This is a genomic window from Neisseria arctica, assembly GCF_022870905.1.
In the GTDB taxonomy this organism is placed as follows: domain Bacteria; phylum Pseudomonadota; class Gammaproteobacteria; order Burkholderiales; family Neisseriaceae; genus Neisseria; species Neisseria arctica.
In genome coordinates, this window is the sequence record NZ_CP091510.1 from 1319840 (window position 1) to 1334113 (window position 14274).

Genomic DNA, 14274 nt, shown 5'->3' on the forward strand with positions numbered 1-14274 from the left:
ATAGAAATTGGTTTAAAATAACGCCCATTCCGATTTCACATCATTACTAACGAGACACAGCAATCATGCTAGATATCCAATTACTCCGTAACGATACCGCGGCTGTTGCCGCCCGACTGGCTGCCCGCGGCTATGAATTTGATACTGCCCGTTTCGAAGCTATCGAGGCCAAACGTAAACAGCTCCAAGTTAAAACCGAAGAATTACAGGCCGCGCGCAACAGTGTGTCCAAGCGAATCGGCGCACTCAAAGGCCAAGGAAAACACGAAGAAGCAGAAGCGGCCATGGCCCAAGTTGCCGCTATCAAAGCCGATTTGGAACAAACCGCCGCCGATTTCGATGCCGTACAAACCGAATTGGACAACTGGCTGGCCGGTATCCCGAACCTGCCTCACGAAAGCGTACCTGAAGGCAAAGACGAAAGCGAAAACGTGGAAGTCCGCAAAGTAGGTACGCCGCGCAACTTCGATTTTGAAATCAAAGATCATGTCGACTTGGGTGCACCACTAGGCTTGGATTTTGAAACCGGTGCGGCACTTTCGGGCGCGCGCTTTACGGTAATGAAAGGCGCCATTGCCCGCCTGCACCGTGCATTGGCTCAATTTATGCTTGATACCCATACGCTGCAACATGGTTATACCGAGCATTACACACCTTATATCGTAAACGACAGCACATTATTCGGCACCGGACAACTGCCCAAATTTGGTGAAGATTTGTTTCACGTTACCCGCGGCGGTGACGAGAGTAAGCTCACCCAATATCTGATTCCTACTGCCGAGGTTACCCTGACTAATACTGTGCGCGACAGTATCGTTCCTGCCGAATCTCTGCCGCTGAAACTGACCGCCCACTCACCCTGCTTCCGCTCAGAAGCGGGAGCTTACGGCAAAGACGTACGCGGCCTTATCCGTCAGCATCAGTTCGACAAAGTGGAAATGGTACAAATCACCCATCCGGATCACTCTTACGAAGCACTTGAAGAGATGGTAGGCCATGCCGAAAAAATTCTGCAACTACTCGAATTGCCCTACCGTGTGATAACGCTATGCACAGGCGACATGGGCTTCGGTGCAACCAAAACCTATGATTTGGAAGTATGGGTGCCCGCACAAAACACCTACCGCGAAATCTCCAGCTGCTCCAACTGCGAAGACTTCCAAGCCCGCCGCATGAAAGCACGCTTCAAAGACGAAAATGGTAAAAACCGCCTTGTACATACATTAAACGGCTCCGGCTTGGCTGTCGGCCGTACTTTGGTAGCGGTATTGGAAAACCACCAAAATGCAGACGGCAGCATCAACATTCCCACTGCTTTACGTCCTTACTTGGGCGGGGCGGAAAAAATCGGTGTATAAACGCATCTCAATTTTGTAGCACCATCATTCAGGCCGTCTGTAAAACTCAGGCGGCCTATTCAAACAATAATGAAACGGAACCAACCATGCAAACAGAAGTCGAATTGAAAATCCTCAATGCCAAAATTGCCGACCAACTGCCCGCCTACGCGACCCCCGGCTCGGCAGGACTGGATTTGCGCGCCTGCTTAGATGAGCCCGTTACCATCCAGCCGGGTGAAACCTATCTTGTTCCTACCGGATTAGCCATCCACTTGGCCAACCCTGCTTATGCCGCTATGCTGCTGCCCCGCTCCGGCCTCGGCCACAAGCACGGTATCGTATTGGGCAATTTGGTCGGCCTGATTGATTCAGATTATCAAGGCGAAGTAAAAGTGTCTGTATGGAACCGCGGCCACACTGCCTTTACAATCGAACCGATGGAACGTATCGCCCAAATGGTAATTGTGCCGGTAGTGCAGGCAACATTTAAAGTAGTGGACGAATTTGCCACCAGCGAACGCGGTGAAGGCGGGTTCGGCAGTACCGGTAAAGTCTGATTACCAATCATGACTTGGTATTGGAAACCGAACAACAATATTTATACCTACTGAATTTTCTTTCATAAAAATTAAACCAAACCAATGCCATCCGAAACATTTTCAGACGGCATTGGTTTGAGACATTTAATATATTCTTTACAAAAAATCATACTTCGTTGAATGGAGAATCTTAGTAAAAAATAAATAGCTTCCAAGTTCCAGTTTGCATATACAAATTACCAAGCCGCTTGGAAGCCTGTTTAAATCATATTAAAATTGAATTTCTCGAGTAACCTGTATAATTAACAGGCTGCGTCCTTAGATATAAAAAGGAGTATTCATGAATAAATATTCAATCTTGGGTCTTTTAACATCATCATGCTTTTTAGCCGCTTGCGGACAGCAAGCAGAAACAGAGGTCAAAACAGTATCTGCAGCAAGCAATGTTATCGAAGCAACCGCATCCGAAGCCAGCCAAACCGTCTCCTCTCAAGAAGCATCTGCTCCTGCAAATGATGCATCTGCCGCTTATGATGGCCCTGTAAAATCATATACCGCTTTTGGTAATACGCCCAAACCGTGGCGCATCGTTGTAACCGGCAATGCCGAATCTACCGGTAACCGATTAACCTTAGAAGGCGATGATCTGAAAGGTACGTTTGAAGCCGAACGTTCTGCTTATGCCAAAGGCGTTGAATTTACCGGCACACAAGAGAATGTAAACTTCGGACTGAATATTAAAGGTGAAACGTGCAAAGATGATGCCGGCAACGAGCACGAATTTACGGCAACCTTTGATTACGGCGATGTACGCTATAAAGGATGTGCCGAACGCGGTGCATTAGAGCATGCCCAAACCTAAGTCTTCTATAGCCTTACAAACACAATCTGCTTATTTACATAGCCCATGATATTAGGATTATTACCTAATTTGGCAACTTATAGTAAAGCCTAAAATTATCTGTGCAGATTGTATTAAAACCAAGCAGCCATACTTTTAAGATATGGCTGCTTGGTTTTAATTTGTAAAATCAGAAAAATACCAATCAAGTCGAGGTATTGAAATATTCAAAAATTATATCAGTATGAAATTATTGGGTTGAATTTCACCTAAGGCTATTTAAAAAAAACTGCACTTAATGGTGAAGCCTGCGATTGTTGCAAGATTGTAACTGTCACTTTCAATAGGTTTTGCAAACTCTGCGCCTCAGTAGATAATGCACGCAAACAAAGCGCGCAACCGGCAGCCTGACTCACACCCCACAATAAGGAGTTCATTTCAGCAGTATATTCATCAAGTTTCTCAAATATACGTTCGTTGAGTACGCGGATTTCCTCGGGACTAAGAGCAGTATGAACATAAAACAGATTCAATTGGTGGGTATATTGTTCCATTTGTCCAATAGTATCAATCTGATAGCGTTTCGGATACCATTGAATATTGTCAGTAATCAACTTATGGCCATGATAAGTGATACACAGATGAGAAGAAAAACGTTTGAATGCGAAACGTTCGCCTCGCAAAACTCTACCTGCAGCAATGATTTCACCATAAACTAACTCGCAATCATCATCTAGTTCAATCTCAGTGTACTGAATGAATGTGCTATTCGCATGCAAAACCAAAGGGTGTGGCAGATAACACAGGTGAGAATGTGGCTCTTGACGAATATGGGTGTGCTGTTCGGCTTGCTTTCCATCATTCATTTCCAATACACGAGTAAATGCTTGTGTATACAGAGAAAGGTGTGAATATGCGGCCAAAGTAATGCTTATTTCTATGAGATCCCCACCCAATAGACCTGGTGAAGACGACATTTGTACCACACGCAACATACCATTAGCATCAGACGGCAAACTTATCAACTTCAGCGGAGGAGAGGTAAAGTTTTTTTGCAAACTGGTACGCCCATTGCGGACTTGAGTGGTAAGCACAAGTTGACTATACATAAAAATTGCCGAAAAAACGGTAAGCAATAAAAGAGTATTGACACCATCTGCACAATAGGAAGACAGTTCACACTTTCTCTAATGGTCTGTAAATAAACCAGATATTAACGGACTAATCCCATAGGTTCTTCAATGTTTTCCAAAAGGGCATATTTCCGAATCCAACCGATAACTGAATCTAAGTTTTCATCTTTCATAAGGTTAGTGAATAAGAAAGGCTGGCCTCCACGCATTTTGCGTGCATCGCGCTCCATCACTTCCAAACTAGCACCGACAAATGGAGCCAAGTCAGTTTTATTGATAACCAATAAATCCGATCTAGTAATGCCCGGCCCGCCTTTACGCGGAATTTTTTCACCTTGGGCCACATCAATCACGAAAATAGTGACATCGGCCAAATCCGGGCTGAAGGTAGCCGAAAGGTTATCCCCTCCTGATTCAATAAATACAATTTGTACGTCAGGAAAACGTTCTACCATTTCATCGACAGCCTCTAAATTCATCGAGGCATCTTCACGAATAGCTGTATGTGGGCAACCGCCAGTTTCCACCCCCATAATACGTTCAGATGGTAATAAGCTGTTACGGGTTAAAAATTCAGCATCCTCACGGGTGTAGATGTCATTGGTAATGACCGCAATACTATATTGATTGGCAATTTTACGGGTTAGGCGTTCAATCAGGGCAGTCTTACCTGCACCAACAGGGCCTGCTACCCCGATTTTGATGTATTGGCGCATAAGTTATCCTTTTTCATTGTAAAAGTTTTTAGCTGGTTTTATTGGTAACAATTAGACTAGGGTCACAACCAACAACAGCGTTATGCATCAAGCCAACAATAGATACAAACCGACCGAACCAATGGCTGTGCCGATAGTGCGGTTAATCCAAACATTTTGGTGGAAAGCAGATCCTATGAAAAAACCGACTGCGTGCAATAAAACAGTACTTATGCTGAAGCCCAACAAAAAGCTATTAATGTTACCAACCATCTCTATACTATGCGCTGCACCATGAAAAATAGCAAAGATACCCACAACAACTATAGCAATAATAGTAGGAATATGTTTTACCCAAGCAGCGGCTAAACCAATAACCAATACCGAAGCAGCAATACCTTGTTCCATCGCAGTAACATAGATGCCGTAATTACCTAAAAAGAAACCTAACACCATCATTCCAACAAATGTAATCGGAATTACCCAACGCGTTTTGCCATTAAAAGATACCGCCCATAGACCAACCGCCAACATTGCTAAAATATGGTCAAGGCCACTAACGGGATGAAATATCCCTGCCAGCATGCCACCATCACCGTTATCGGGATGAGCAAATGCCAAAGCCGGAATACTCAACACAGCAGTCACCAAGATTTTTTTCATATCATATTTCATACTAGAAGTTCCTTTAAAACAAATCGTAAATAAGAAAGCAGGGATAAATTTGGTGAAATTGCCTAAAAAGCTGATTACTATTTCAAGCAACCTAACTCATATAAAGCCTGCTATAAAGCCGTTCATGTCTCATAGCACGGATGTCGGCTGCCGGGCTGGCAGCACCAATCCATTCAGCATCCGGCTGCATACTTTCAGCCACTGCCATATCAATCGCATCACGTAGTTCAAATAAAATATCTTGTCCATCGGCTTGACTCAATGGAATCAGTTTAACTCCGTTAGTGATAGTTCCAACAGCTGTGTTGTAATAAAATGCAGTCAGCGTATCTTCTTTGCTTTGTCCCATAGCTGAGGCAATCAAACCAAATACTAACGGATAAAAACCCTGTACTCGTTTGGTCATTAAAGCCGACTGAAAAGCATTGACTAGCTTATGTTGTTCGTAACGTGCAAAAATTTTCAAGAGCCGAACCCCGAGTTTTATCGAAGCTTCACGAATTTCACGAGGTGTTTTCGCTGCGGCAATCGTCTTGTCCAGCAACTCTAGTGCTGCAATATCTCCGACCTTTACTGCATCATAAGCTATTGATACATAGGCACCATCGTTATATGTCCAATTTTGCGCCAACTGAGTTTCAACATATTTTTTCAAACAACTACTGGTATTCACCACACCTTCTTGAACGAATGTTTCCAAACCAGCGGAATGATTGAAACTACCAATCGGTAGAGTTGAATCAACTAAGTGCAGTAAAGCAGTTAGTTTAGTGCTCATATCTATCTATCTCACTATGAGAATGATTATGGTACTGCCTATACTCATGCTTATGTATATGGCCCCCTCCAATACCTGGTGCAGAATTAGCCCGTAACACCTGATTCAAACGCCGTTTCTCTTGCTTCGGTGCAAAGCCTGCAGCCTGAAGCCAGAGAAACATTGGTTTGTCATAAGGCATAACCAATTCATCACCATCAAGAAATAGCGGTGAATGCTTATTTCCGATTTCATAACAGGTACGCGCCATATCTGTTAAAGTTTTTGGTGCCATAACAATCGCATCACACAGTTTAATTTCTATACTGATAACTAAATGTTCGTCAGCAAACACAATATCCCCGTGTTGCAGCCGTTGACCCTCATGCAATAAACGAAAGGAAATATCACGACCACTTATTGTAGTTTTACGCAAAATACGGCGGTCTGCCTCATACCATTCGAGTACAACATAATCATGCCGGGCAATCGGGCTCAAGGCTTTATCTTTGGGCAAAATTTCTTGAATAATCAGATTCATCAGTGGAGTTCCTAAAATAAGCACAAATTCAGGCAGGGATATATCACCAAAGCAGCTTAGCCTTAAAAAACAATTAAAATAGGAAATAGCGTTGTGCTAATGGTAACTTGCCGGCTGGCTCACAAGTTACCAATTCACCCTCAACGCGCACTTCATAACGTTCCGGGTCAACCGTAATTTCCGGAGTGGCATTATTATGAATCAAGTCTTTTTTTCCAATATCTCGACAACCATGTACTGGTAATGTTTGTTTATTCAAACCATACTGTGTACGGATATCAGCCTCAACAGCAGCTTGAGAAACAAACAATACTGCCGTTTGCTCTACCGCTTTGCCCTGTGCGCCAAACATAGGGCGGTAAACTACAGGTTGCGGTGTGGGAATACTGGCATTAGGGTCACCCATTCGCGCATAGCTGATGAAGCCATTTTTAATAATCATTTCAGGTTTCACCCCGAAAAATGCTGGCTTCCATAATACGATATCTGCCATTTTGCCTACCTCAATCGAACCAACATATTGGCTAATACCATGAGCAATAGCCGGATTGATGGTATATTTTGCGATATAGCGTTTAATACGGAAATTATCACTACCATCAACATCCTCCGGTAATACACCGCGCTGTTGTTTCATTTTATCGGCGGTTTGCCAGGTGCGAATAATCACCTCAGCCACTCTCCCCATTGCTTGTGAATCGGAGCTCATAATGGAAAACACACCCATATCATGCAAAATATCTTCGGCAGCAATCGTTTCTGGTCGTATACGAGAATCAGCAAAGGCGATATCTTCTGGAATATGCTTATCAAGATGATGACAAACCATCAACATATCGAGATGCTCATCAATTGTATTGATTGTGAACGGGCGCGTTGGATTAGTAGAAGCTGGCAAAATATTGGGATACATAGCAGCTTTGATAATATCGGGTGCATGTCCCCCTCCTGCACCTTCAGTATGGAATGTATGCATGACACGACCATCAATGGCCTTTATCGTATCTTCCAAAAAACCACCCTCATTGAGTGTATCGGTATGAATAGCAACTTGAATATCCATCTCATCCGCCACCTTCAGGCTGGCATCGATAACTGCAGCAGTCGCCCCCCAGTCTTCATGAATCTTCAAACCCAATGCACCTGCACGGATTTGTTCGCGTAAAGGCTCTGTAGAAGCGCAGTTGCCTTTACCGAAAAAACCCAAATTTACCGGATAACCATCAGCAGCCTGCAACATACGTTGCAAGTTCCAAGCCCCAGAAGTAACGGTAGTTGCATTGGTACCGTCAGCAGGACCGGTGCCACCACCAATCATGGTAGTGATACCACTTTCAATCGCATGATAAATTTGTTGTGGGCAAATATTATGAATATGTGTATCTATACCACCGGCAGTAGCAATCAGGTGAGCACCATTATGCACTTCGGTAGCCGCACCGATAATCATATTTGGGGTAACCCCATCCATTGTATCGGGATTACCGGCTTGGCCTATCCCAACAATTTTACCGTCACGAATACCAATATCGGCTTTAATAATGCCGCTATGATCAATAATAAGTACATTGGTAATGGCAAAGTCGAGTACATTATTATTAGTGCGTGGCTCAGTAGCAGATTGCGCCATTCCGTCCCGTACCGATTTACCGCCACCAAATTTACACTCTTCGCCATAAGTCAGTAAATCACGCTCAACCGTAGCAAACAGATTGGTATCGCCTAAACGCACCTTATCACCAACAGTTGGGCCATAAGTAGTCAAATATTGAATCCTTGGGATAGTCAGCGTGGCACCGCTAATCGGATTATCTACTCTTACTGTTTTATTTATGAGATTTTGAAAACCATGAATATTTTGCCGCCCCCCGAATGCAACAAGCTCAACAGTTTTACGCTCGCCCGGTTCAAAACGTATAGCGTTACCACTAGGAATATTCAGACGGAAACCTTTAGCTTGAACTCGGTCAAATTTAAGTGCTGAATTGGTTTCATAAAAATGAAAATGCGAGCCTACCTGTATCGGGCGATCACCGATATTCGCTACTTCTAAAATACGGGTTTCACGATTCACATTGGCAGCAATATCAGTTGAAGCCGGAAAATACTCTCCAGGATTCATATATTCATCTTCCTTTACTTTAAGACTATCCAAATAGGTCGAAAAGGATAATATAGTGTATAGAGTGACCAACCAAGCACAAAACACTTGATTGCCATAACTACTTAACGGATAGGCTGATGTACAGTAACCAGCTTAGTACCATCAGGAAAAGTTGCTTCAATTTGAACCTCATGTACCATTTCTGCAATTCCTTCCATTACATCATCTACTCCTAATAAGGTAGTACCGTATTCCATCAGCTGTGCCACGCACATACCATCACGAGCAGCTTCTTGTAAATGCGACGAAATATACGCAATTGTTTCAGGGTAATTTAATTTCACCCCACGAGCTTTGCGCTTAGCGGCTAATTCTCCAGCAAGAAATAGAAGAAGTTTTTCTTGCTCTCGAGCAGTCAGATGCATATCAATATCCTTATTACATTTTAAATATAAGTAAAATTTATTAATTTTATAAATAAAATTAATAAAAAAATTAAACAGACATCTTAAATATCGAATACCTGAATCGATTGTCTACAATCACACAAAAATTGTCAACAATTTTACAAATTATTCAACACAAAAGCAAAAATATGGCAACGGCATTATCAAAATCTAGAACTATGTATTTATGCGGCTTAACCGTCACCGACAAAATGATATGAGACCACGGCCCGAGCTATCAGTGCGCTCAGGTATAGCTGAGAGTCATGGTATTCTGAAATGTAATATATAAACTATATTTGAGAATTTGCTTCAAGCTTACCGTGCATGAAGCAGGTATGGCACTTCGAAGATTTGATTAACGGTTTAAATGAAGATAATGAAGCAACATGCTTGAAGTATTAAAAAAAACAAAACATTAACGAAATATAGGTAAAATGTCGAATAATCTGTTATTCATCAAACTGAACATGTAACAAACAAAAGTTGAATAAAATCATTAAAGCCACTAGTGGCTAATTTTATACAAGCTATAAAATCAGAAAATTTGCCTTAAGCCGTCTGAAAATTATTTTTAGACGGCCTGATTTACATACAAGAATGAATTACAGATAAGCCAATAAATCCATAGGCTGACGAATTCGGTAGTCATATAACCAAGATTCGGTATCATCGTTTTCCGCAATATATCCCCAATCCACCAATACCGTACGCATACCGGCATCTTGCCCAGCCTGCATATCCCGCTCCGCATCGCCTACATAAATACAATGCTCCGGTGAAACGCCAATTTGTTGGCAGGCGTAGTACATTGGCTTTGTGCTAGGCTTGGCTTCCGTACACGTATCACCGCTTACCACAACTGCCGGCGGCACGGCAAAGCCGAGCTTGGGTACCAAACGATGGGTAAATGTATGCGGTTTATTAGTAATAATGCCCCATTTGATCCCTGCTTGATCCAATACACAAATCAAATCATTAATGCCTTCGAATAATACGGTATCACAGTCAAAGCAGCGTTCGTATTCCGCCAAATATTCTTGCCGCCACTGGGTGTAATCCGGATGATCCTTACCGATACTCGCCCCTAAGAAAATCAAGCCCCTGGCCCCATGGCTCGCAACCGGGCGGATTTCAGTCATATTTTTTTCCGGCAGCCCGTACCGCCTAAGTAATGTATTGAGTGCGCCGCCCAAATCTAATGCGGTATCGGCTAAAGTTCCATCCAAATCAAATAAAACGGCTTGTGTGTTCATGGCTGCTTTCTATTATTTATCAGGCCGTCTGAAAAATATTTCAGACGGCCTTTATTTTAGCAGAATTAACGGAAAAACAAGGAGCAATCACACATATCTTAAATAGCAATACATAACCAAACGCTTATTAATGCGCATGATGATGGTGCCCGCGATGGATATCGCCTATGTCACATAACAAATGATCTCCGTGATTATGTGCCCGACTTTCCGTCTGTACCGTCACGTGGCTGATATTTTTATGCTGCAAACGGTAGGTAAGTTCATTTACAATCTGCTCGGCCTCGCTCACATGTAAATCACCGTTCACAACAATATGGCAAGACAACGCATGTATACCGCTGGTAATGGTCCAAATATGCAAATCATGTACAGCTTCGACACCTTCTGTTTCAGCAATCAACGCAGCAACTTCATCATAATCGGCATCCGTAGGCACACCTTCCATCAAAATATGTACCGTTGTTTTCAAAATACCCCAACCGCTTTTTGCAATCAGTAATGCAACTACTACACTAGCCAAAGGATCGGCCCATTGCCAACCGAAAGCCATCATTAATATGGCTGCCGTAATTGCTCCTACCGAACCCAACAAATCACCTAAAACGTGCAAATACGCACCTTTCATATTGATATTATCTTCAGTATCTCCGCCTTTATGCATATACCAAGCTACAAAAAGGTTAACCAGCAACCCCAAAATACTGATGGCCAACATACCCTTAGTAGCGATTTCCGGCGGGCGGCTAAACCTACCTGCGGCTTCATAAAAAATCCAAACCGCAATTAATAACAATGTCATTCCATTTAGTGCGGCAGCTAAGATTTCAAACCGCTTGTAGCCAAAAGTTTTGCTTCTGCTGCCGGCGCGTGCGCCAAAGTGAAAAGCCGCAAGAGATAACGCCAAAGCAGCCGCATCCGAAAACATATGCCCGGCATCAGACAGCAAAGCCAAACTATTGGTTAGCAGGCCTCCTACCAACTCCACCAACATAAAAGAAACAATCAATGCCAAAGATACGCGCAAAACCCGCTTATTTGTATGATGATCGTGATGGTGGTCGTGTGTATGTGCCATAACAAATGCCTCAATGATGTGATATACATGCTCTATAGCCTGATTAAGCAGGCTGATAACATGAGGGGCGCTTTCAGAATAAAATCGCCTCTTTAAAAACTTTTTTAATTAATAAATACTTTATTGCAATCCCGTAGACAAAAAAACTCACTGCAAATAATAAAGAATGCCCAATAAAAAATGTCGGGTTATTTACTCCATCAGGCTCTATCAGAAGGTAAATGCCAATCGAAGCAGTTACAGCAACCAAAGTACTTCCAAACAAATAAATGATTCTAGGAAATTCCAATAAAGTATTATCAATAATCTTAGATAAGAAATTACTACGATCGTCAACCAATCTTTGTATAGTTGTTAAAATTCCTATGGCAAAAATTGTACCTAATAATGTCAAAAAGAATTCGCGTATAGACACGAACTTACTTTCCGAAAATTTAATCAACTCCGTGCTATTTTGAAAAAAATTTGATATCAAAACAATAACAACAAAAAGAATTAATGTTTGCATCCCAAAAGCAACCAGCTCTTCTATAAAAAATTGTATTTTTTTATTTTTTATACTTTGAATACTTAGATTATTATCTTGCATATGCCCCATTTCAGCATTATCCCAACTATTCAAAAACTCTTTTACGAACGGGCACGCACATCAAATGCATACCTTAATCCCTCGCCTATCATCACCAACAGCAAGAGCATTAAAGTAAGCGTACTGACGGCAGACAGCCCTATCCACCAAGCATCAAGATTGTCTTTTCCTTGTGCCAATAATTCTCCCAAACTAGCTTGGCTTGCCGGCACGCCCAATCCGAGGAAATCAAGACTGGTTAAAGCAAGCACGGCTCCGGAAATACGAAACGGCAAAAATGCCAATACAGGCGTCAAACTATTGGGCAGAATATGCCGCCACATAATGGATCTATTCGATACGCCCATACTCTTGGCGGCTAATACATAGTCAGCCTGGCGGTTTTTTAAAAACTCTGCCCGCACATAATCCGAAAGCCCCATCCAACCAAACAATGCCAATATAACCAATAACACTAACAAACTCGGGTTAAAAAACGAAGACAGGATGATTAAGAGGTAAAGTTCGGGCAATCCGCCCCAAATTTCCAAAAAGCGCTGCATCACCAAATCAACCTTACCGCCGAAATAACCTTGCACCGCCCCGGCCAATACTCCGATAACGGTAGTAATCGCAGTCAGTGCCAAAGCAAATAATAAAGAATCTCGGAAACCGTAAACCAAACGGGCCAATACATCCCGGCCACGATCATCAGTTCCTAGCCAATGTTGTTTGGAGGGAGAGGCAGGGTCCGGGGCGGTATCGAAATCATTTAAAGTATTAGCGGCATACGGGTTGGGCAGATATACGGCATAGTTACCATTTTCAGTAATATTGTAGCGAACCAACGGATCGAGATAGTCGGCCGGAGTATCAAAATCACCGCCAAACACAGTTTCATGATAGGTTTGGAACAACGGAAAATAATAATGGTCGTTGTAATGTATCCATAAAGGCTTATCATTGCTCCAGAGAGGAGCCAGCAAAGAAATTGAGAAAAGTGCGGCCAGCAGACGCAAAGCCAGCCAGCCGCGCTTGTGTTGTTTGAATGCCTGCCATGCTGAGGCTGTAGGTGTATTTGGCTGCATAAATATGGTTTTTATTTCCCAATGCCGTCTGAAAATTGATTATCCGATATGAATTGATATTTGGCTGCCTACGTTTATTTCTGTCCATCGAAATGAATGCGCGGGTCTATCCAAGAATAAGAAATATCCGACAATAATTTTGCCAGCAATCCCATCAATGTAAAAATATACAGTGTTCCCATCACAACAGGATAATCACGCTTCATCACCGCCTCATACGAAAGCAAGCCGAGGCCGTCGAGTGAGAATAGGGTTTCAATTAAAAGGCTGCCTGTAAAAAACGCACCGATAAAAGCAGCGGGGAACCCGGTAATGAGCGGTATCATGGCATTACGAAACACATGCTTCCATAAAATTTGCCGCTCCGGCAGCCCTTTTGCACGGGCTGTATAAACGTATTGTCGGCGGATTTCTTCAAGAAATACGTTTTTGGTCAATACCGTCATCAAGGCCAGATTACCTGCCACAGATGCCGTAACGGGTAAAGCCATATGCCAGAGGTAATCTTGTATTTTCGCCGGCCACGGCATTCCTTGCCAGTTATCACTCACCAACCCACCCTGCGGAAACCATGCAAAAAAGCTGCCGCCGCCGAATAAAACCAGCAACACGAGCCCCAATACAAAGGGAGGAATCGTGTAGCCCAATAAAATTACAATGCCGGTAGCCGCATCAAACCGCGTGCCGTCTCGCACGGCTTTGGCAATGCCCAATGGAATGCAAATAAGATAAGTTAGAAAAAACGTCCACAAGCCCAAACTCATTGAAACAGGCATTTTTTCTTTCACTAATTCAAATACAGTTTGATGATGAAAAAAGCTTTCACCCAAATCAAAGCGAATAAAACGGCCTACCATCTCGATAAAGCGAGTAAACGGGGGCTTATCGAAACCATATAACGCATTTAATGCCGCCAAATCTTCACTACTCAAGTTTCCTTTGGCATGGTTCATCCCTTGCCCGGAAAATGTTACGGTTTCTCCTGCACCGCCAGCGTTTCCGCTTAGCTGTTGTACCATCTGCTCAACCGGGCCACCAGGTACGAATTGGATAATGGCAAACGTAACTGCCAAAATACCTAGTAAAGTAGGAACCAACAACAACAAGCGTTTCAAAATATAATGCCACATACCCACAACCTTAAATATACCGATACACTTATGCCGGATAACAAAAGCCGTCTGAACACAAGATTCGATCCAGACGGCCTAAA

At 42.9% G+C, this 14274-nt stretch carries 15 protein-coding genes; 3 read left to right on the forward strand and 12 right to left on the reverse strand.

Annotation, left to right across the window (positions count from 1 at the left end; translation table 11 throughout):
- Positions 1 to 65 precede the first annotated feature (65 nt).
- The 3 genes from serS (at position 66) to LVJ86_RS06040 (ending at position 2741) form a co-directional block, all read left to right on the forward strand.
- Complete coding sequence (serS, locus tag LVJ86_RS06030; RefSeq protein ID WP_047760167.1) at positions 66 to 1358, forward strand: serine--tRNA ligase; 1293 nt, start codon at positions 66 to 68, stop codon at positions 1356 to 1358.
- A gap of 86 nt (positions 1359 to 1444) precedes the next feature.
- The gene (gene dut / locus LVJ86_RS06035; protein ID WP_047760168.1) at positions 1445 to 1897 is read left to right on the forward strand and encodes a dUTP diphosphatase; all 453 of its coding nucleotides are present in this window, start codon (positions 1445 to 1447) and stop codon (positions 1895 to 1897) included.
- Positions 1898 to 2219: 322 nt separating this feature from the next.
- Entirely contained in the window at positions 2220 to 2741 is a 522-nt protein-coding gene (locus LVJ86_RS06040; RefSeq protein ID WP_053008288.1) for a hypothetical protein, read from the forward strand.
- A 254-nt stretch (positions 2742 to 2995) separates the two neighbouring features.
- On the opposite strand, the gene LVJ86_RS06045 is transcribed toward LVJ86_RS06040, so the two are convergent.
- From LVJ86_RS06045 to LVJ86_RS06100, 12 genes are all read right to left on the reverse strand, one after another.
- Positions 2996 to 3829, reverse strand: coding sequence for an urease accessory protein UreD (locus LVJ86_RS06045; RefSeq protein WP_047760169.1), 834 nt, complete (start codon positions 3827 to 3829; stop codon positions 2996 to 2998).
- 104 nt (positions 3830 to 3933) lie between these two features.
- Positions 3934 to 4569, reverse strand: coding sequence for an urease accessory protein UreG (gene ureG / locus LVJ86_RS06050; RefSeq protein ID WP_047760170.1), 636 nt, complete (start codon positions 4567 to 4569; stop codon positions 3934 to 3936).
- 87 nt (positions 4570 to 4656) lie between these two features.
- Entirely contained in the window at positions 4657 to 5223 is a 567-nt protein-coding gene (locus LVJ86_RS06055) for a HupE/UreJ family protein (RefSeq protein WP_047760171.1), read from the reverse strand.
- A gap of 91 nt (positions 5224 to 5314) precedes the next feature.
- Positions 5315 to 6001: an urease accessory protein UreF gene (locus tag LVJ86_RS06060; protein ID WP_047760172.1), complete on the reverse strand. Its 687-nt coding sequence runs from the start codon at positions 5999 to 6001 to the stop codon at positions 5315 to 5317.
- On the reverse strand, positions 5991 to 6521 hold the full coding sequence (ureE, locus tag LVJ86_RS06065) for an urease accessory protein UreE (protein WP_047760173.1): 531 nt from the start codon (positions 6519 to 6521) through the stop codon (positions 5991 to 5993). Before ureE ends, LVJ86_RS06060 begins: the two co-directional genes overlap by 11 nt.
- A gap of 73 nt (positions 6522 to 6594) precedes the next feature.
- On the reverse strand, positions 6595 to 8643 hold the full coding sequence (ureC, locus tag LVJ86_RS06070; RefSeq protein WP_075968069.1) for an urease subunit alpha: 2049 nt from the start codon (positions 8641 to 8643) through the stop codon (positions 6595 to 6597).
- 104 nt (positions 8644 to 8747) lie between these two features.
- Complete coding sequence (ureA, locus tag LVJ86_RS06075) at positions 8748 to 9050, reverse strand: urease subunit gamma (protein ID WP_047760174.1); 303 nt, start codon at positions 9048 to 9050, stop codon at positions 8748 to 8750.
- 626 nt (positions 9051 to 9676) lie between these two features.
- Positions 9677 to 10327 (reverse strand): HAD family hydrolase, encoded by a 651-nt coding sequence (locus LVJ86_RS06080; RefSeq protein ID WP_047760175.1) that lies wholly within the window; start codon positions 10325 to 10327, stop codon positions 9677 to 9679.
- Between the two features lie 127 nt (positions 10328 to 10454).
- A complete protein-coding gene (locus LVJ86_RS06085; RefSeq protein ID WP_047760176.1) occupies positions 10455 to 11405 on the reverse strand; it encodes a cation diffusion facilitator family transporter in 951 nt (316 codons plus the stop codon).
- 73 nt (positions 11406 to 11478) lie between these two features.
- Positions 11479 to 12027 (reverse strand): hypothetical protein, encoded by a 549-nt coding sequence (locus LVJ86_RS06090; RefSeq protein ID WP_152667025.1) that lies wholly within the window; start codon positions 12025 to 12027, stop codon positions 11479 to 11481.
- A gap of 8 nt (positions 12028 to 12035) precedes the next feature.
- Positions 12036 to 13061 (reverse strand): ABC transporter permease, encoded by a 1026-nt coding sequence (locus LVJ86_RS06095; RefSeq protein WP_047760178.1) that lies wholly within the window; start codon positions 13059 to 13061, stop codon positions 12036 to 12038.
- A 74-nt stretch (positions 13062 to 13135) separates the two neighbouring features.
- Positions 13136 to 14191 carry an ABC transporter permease subunit gene (locus LVJ86_RS06100; RefSeq protein WP_047760179.1) on the reverse strand — a complete coding sequence of 352 codons (1056 nt, stop codon included), beginning with the start codon at positions 14189 to 14191 and terminating at the stop codon, positions 13136 to 13138.
- Between the last annotated feature and the right edge of the window lie 83 nt (positions 14192 to 14274).

What these genes read in the sequence shown, in the direction of transcription:
- ureC (WP_075968069.1), bottom strand. Translation starts at nt 8,643, where the DNA reads ATGAATCCTGGAGAGTATTTTCCGGCTTCAACTGATATTGCTGCCAAT.
- LVJ86_RS06055 (WP_047760171.1), bottom strand. Translation starts at nt 5,223, where the DNA reads ATGAAATATGATATGAAAAAAATCTTGGTGACTGCTGTGTTGAGTATT.
- LVJ86_RS06095 (WP_047760178.1), bottom strand. Translation starts at nt 13,061, where the DNA reads ATGCAGCCAAATACACCTACAGCCTCAGCATGGCAGGCATTCAAACAA.
- LVJ86_RS06040 (WP_053008288.1), top strand. Translation starts at nt 2,220, where the DNA reads ATGAATAAATATTCAATCTTGGGTCTTTTAACATCATCATGCTTTTTA.
- LVJ86_RS06085 (WP_047760176.1), bottom strand. Translation starts at nt 11,405, where the DNA reads ATGGCACATACACACGACCACCATCACGATCATCATACAAATAAGCGG.
- dut (WP_047760168.1), top strand. Translation starts at nt 1,445, where the DNA reads ATGCAAACAGAAGTCGAATTGAAAATCCTCAATGCCAAAATTGCCGAC.
- ureA (WP_047760174.1), bottom strand. Translation starts at nt 9,050, where the DNA reads ATGCATCTGACTGCTCGAGAGCAAGAAAAACTTCTTCTATTTCTTGCT.
- serS (WP_047760167.1), top strand. Translation starts at nt 66, where the DNA reads ATGCTAGATATCCAATTACTCCGTAACGATACCGCGGCTGTTGCCGCC.
- LVJ86_RS06045 (WP_047760169.1), bottom strand. Translation starts at nt 3,829, where the DNA reads ATGTATAGTCAACTTGTGCTTACCACTCAAGTCCGCAATGGGCGTACC.
- ureG (WP_047760170.1), bottom strand. Translation starts at nt 4,569, where the DNA reads ATGCGCCAATACATCAAAATCGGGGTAGCAGGCCCTGTTGGTGCAGGT.
- LVJ86_RS06100 (WP_047760179.1), bottom strand. Translation starts at nt 14,191, where the DNA reads ATGTGGCATTATATTTTGAAACGCTTGTTGTTGTTGGTTCCTACTTTA.
- LVJ86_RS06060 (WP_047760172.1), bottom strand. Translation starts at nt 6,001, where the DNA reads ATGAGCACTAAACTAACTGCTTTACTGCACTTAGTTGATTCAACTCTA.
- LVJ86_RS06080 (WP_047760175.1), bottom strand. Translation starts at nt 10,327, where the DNA reads ATGAACACACAAGCCGTTTTATTTGATTTGGATGGAACTTTAGCCGAT.
- ureE (WP_047760173.1), bottom strand. Translation starts at nt 6,521, where the DNA reads ATGAATCTGATTATTCAAGAAATTTTGCCCAAAGATAAAGCCTTGAGC.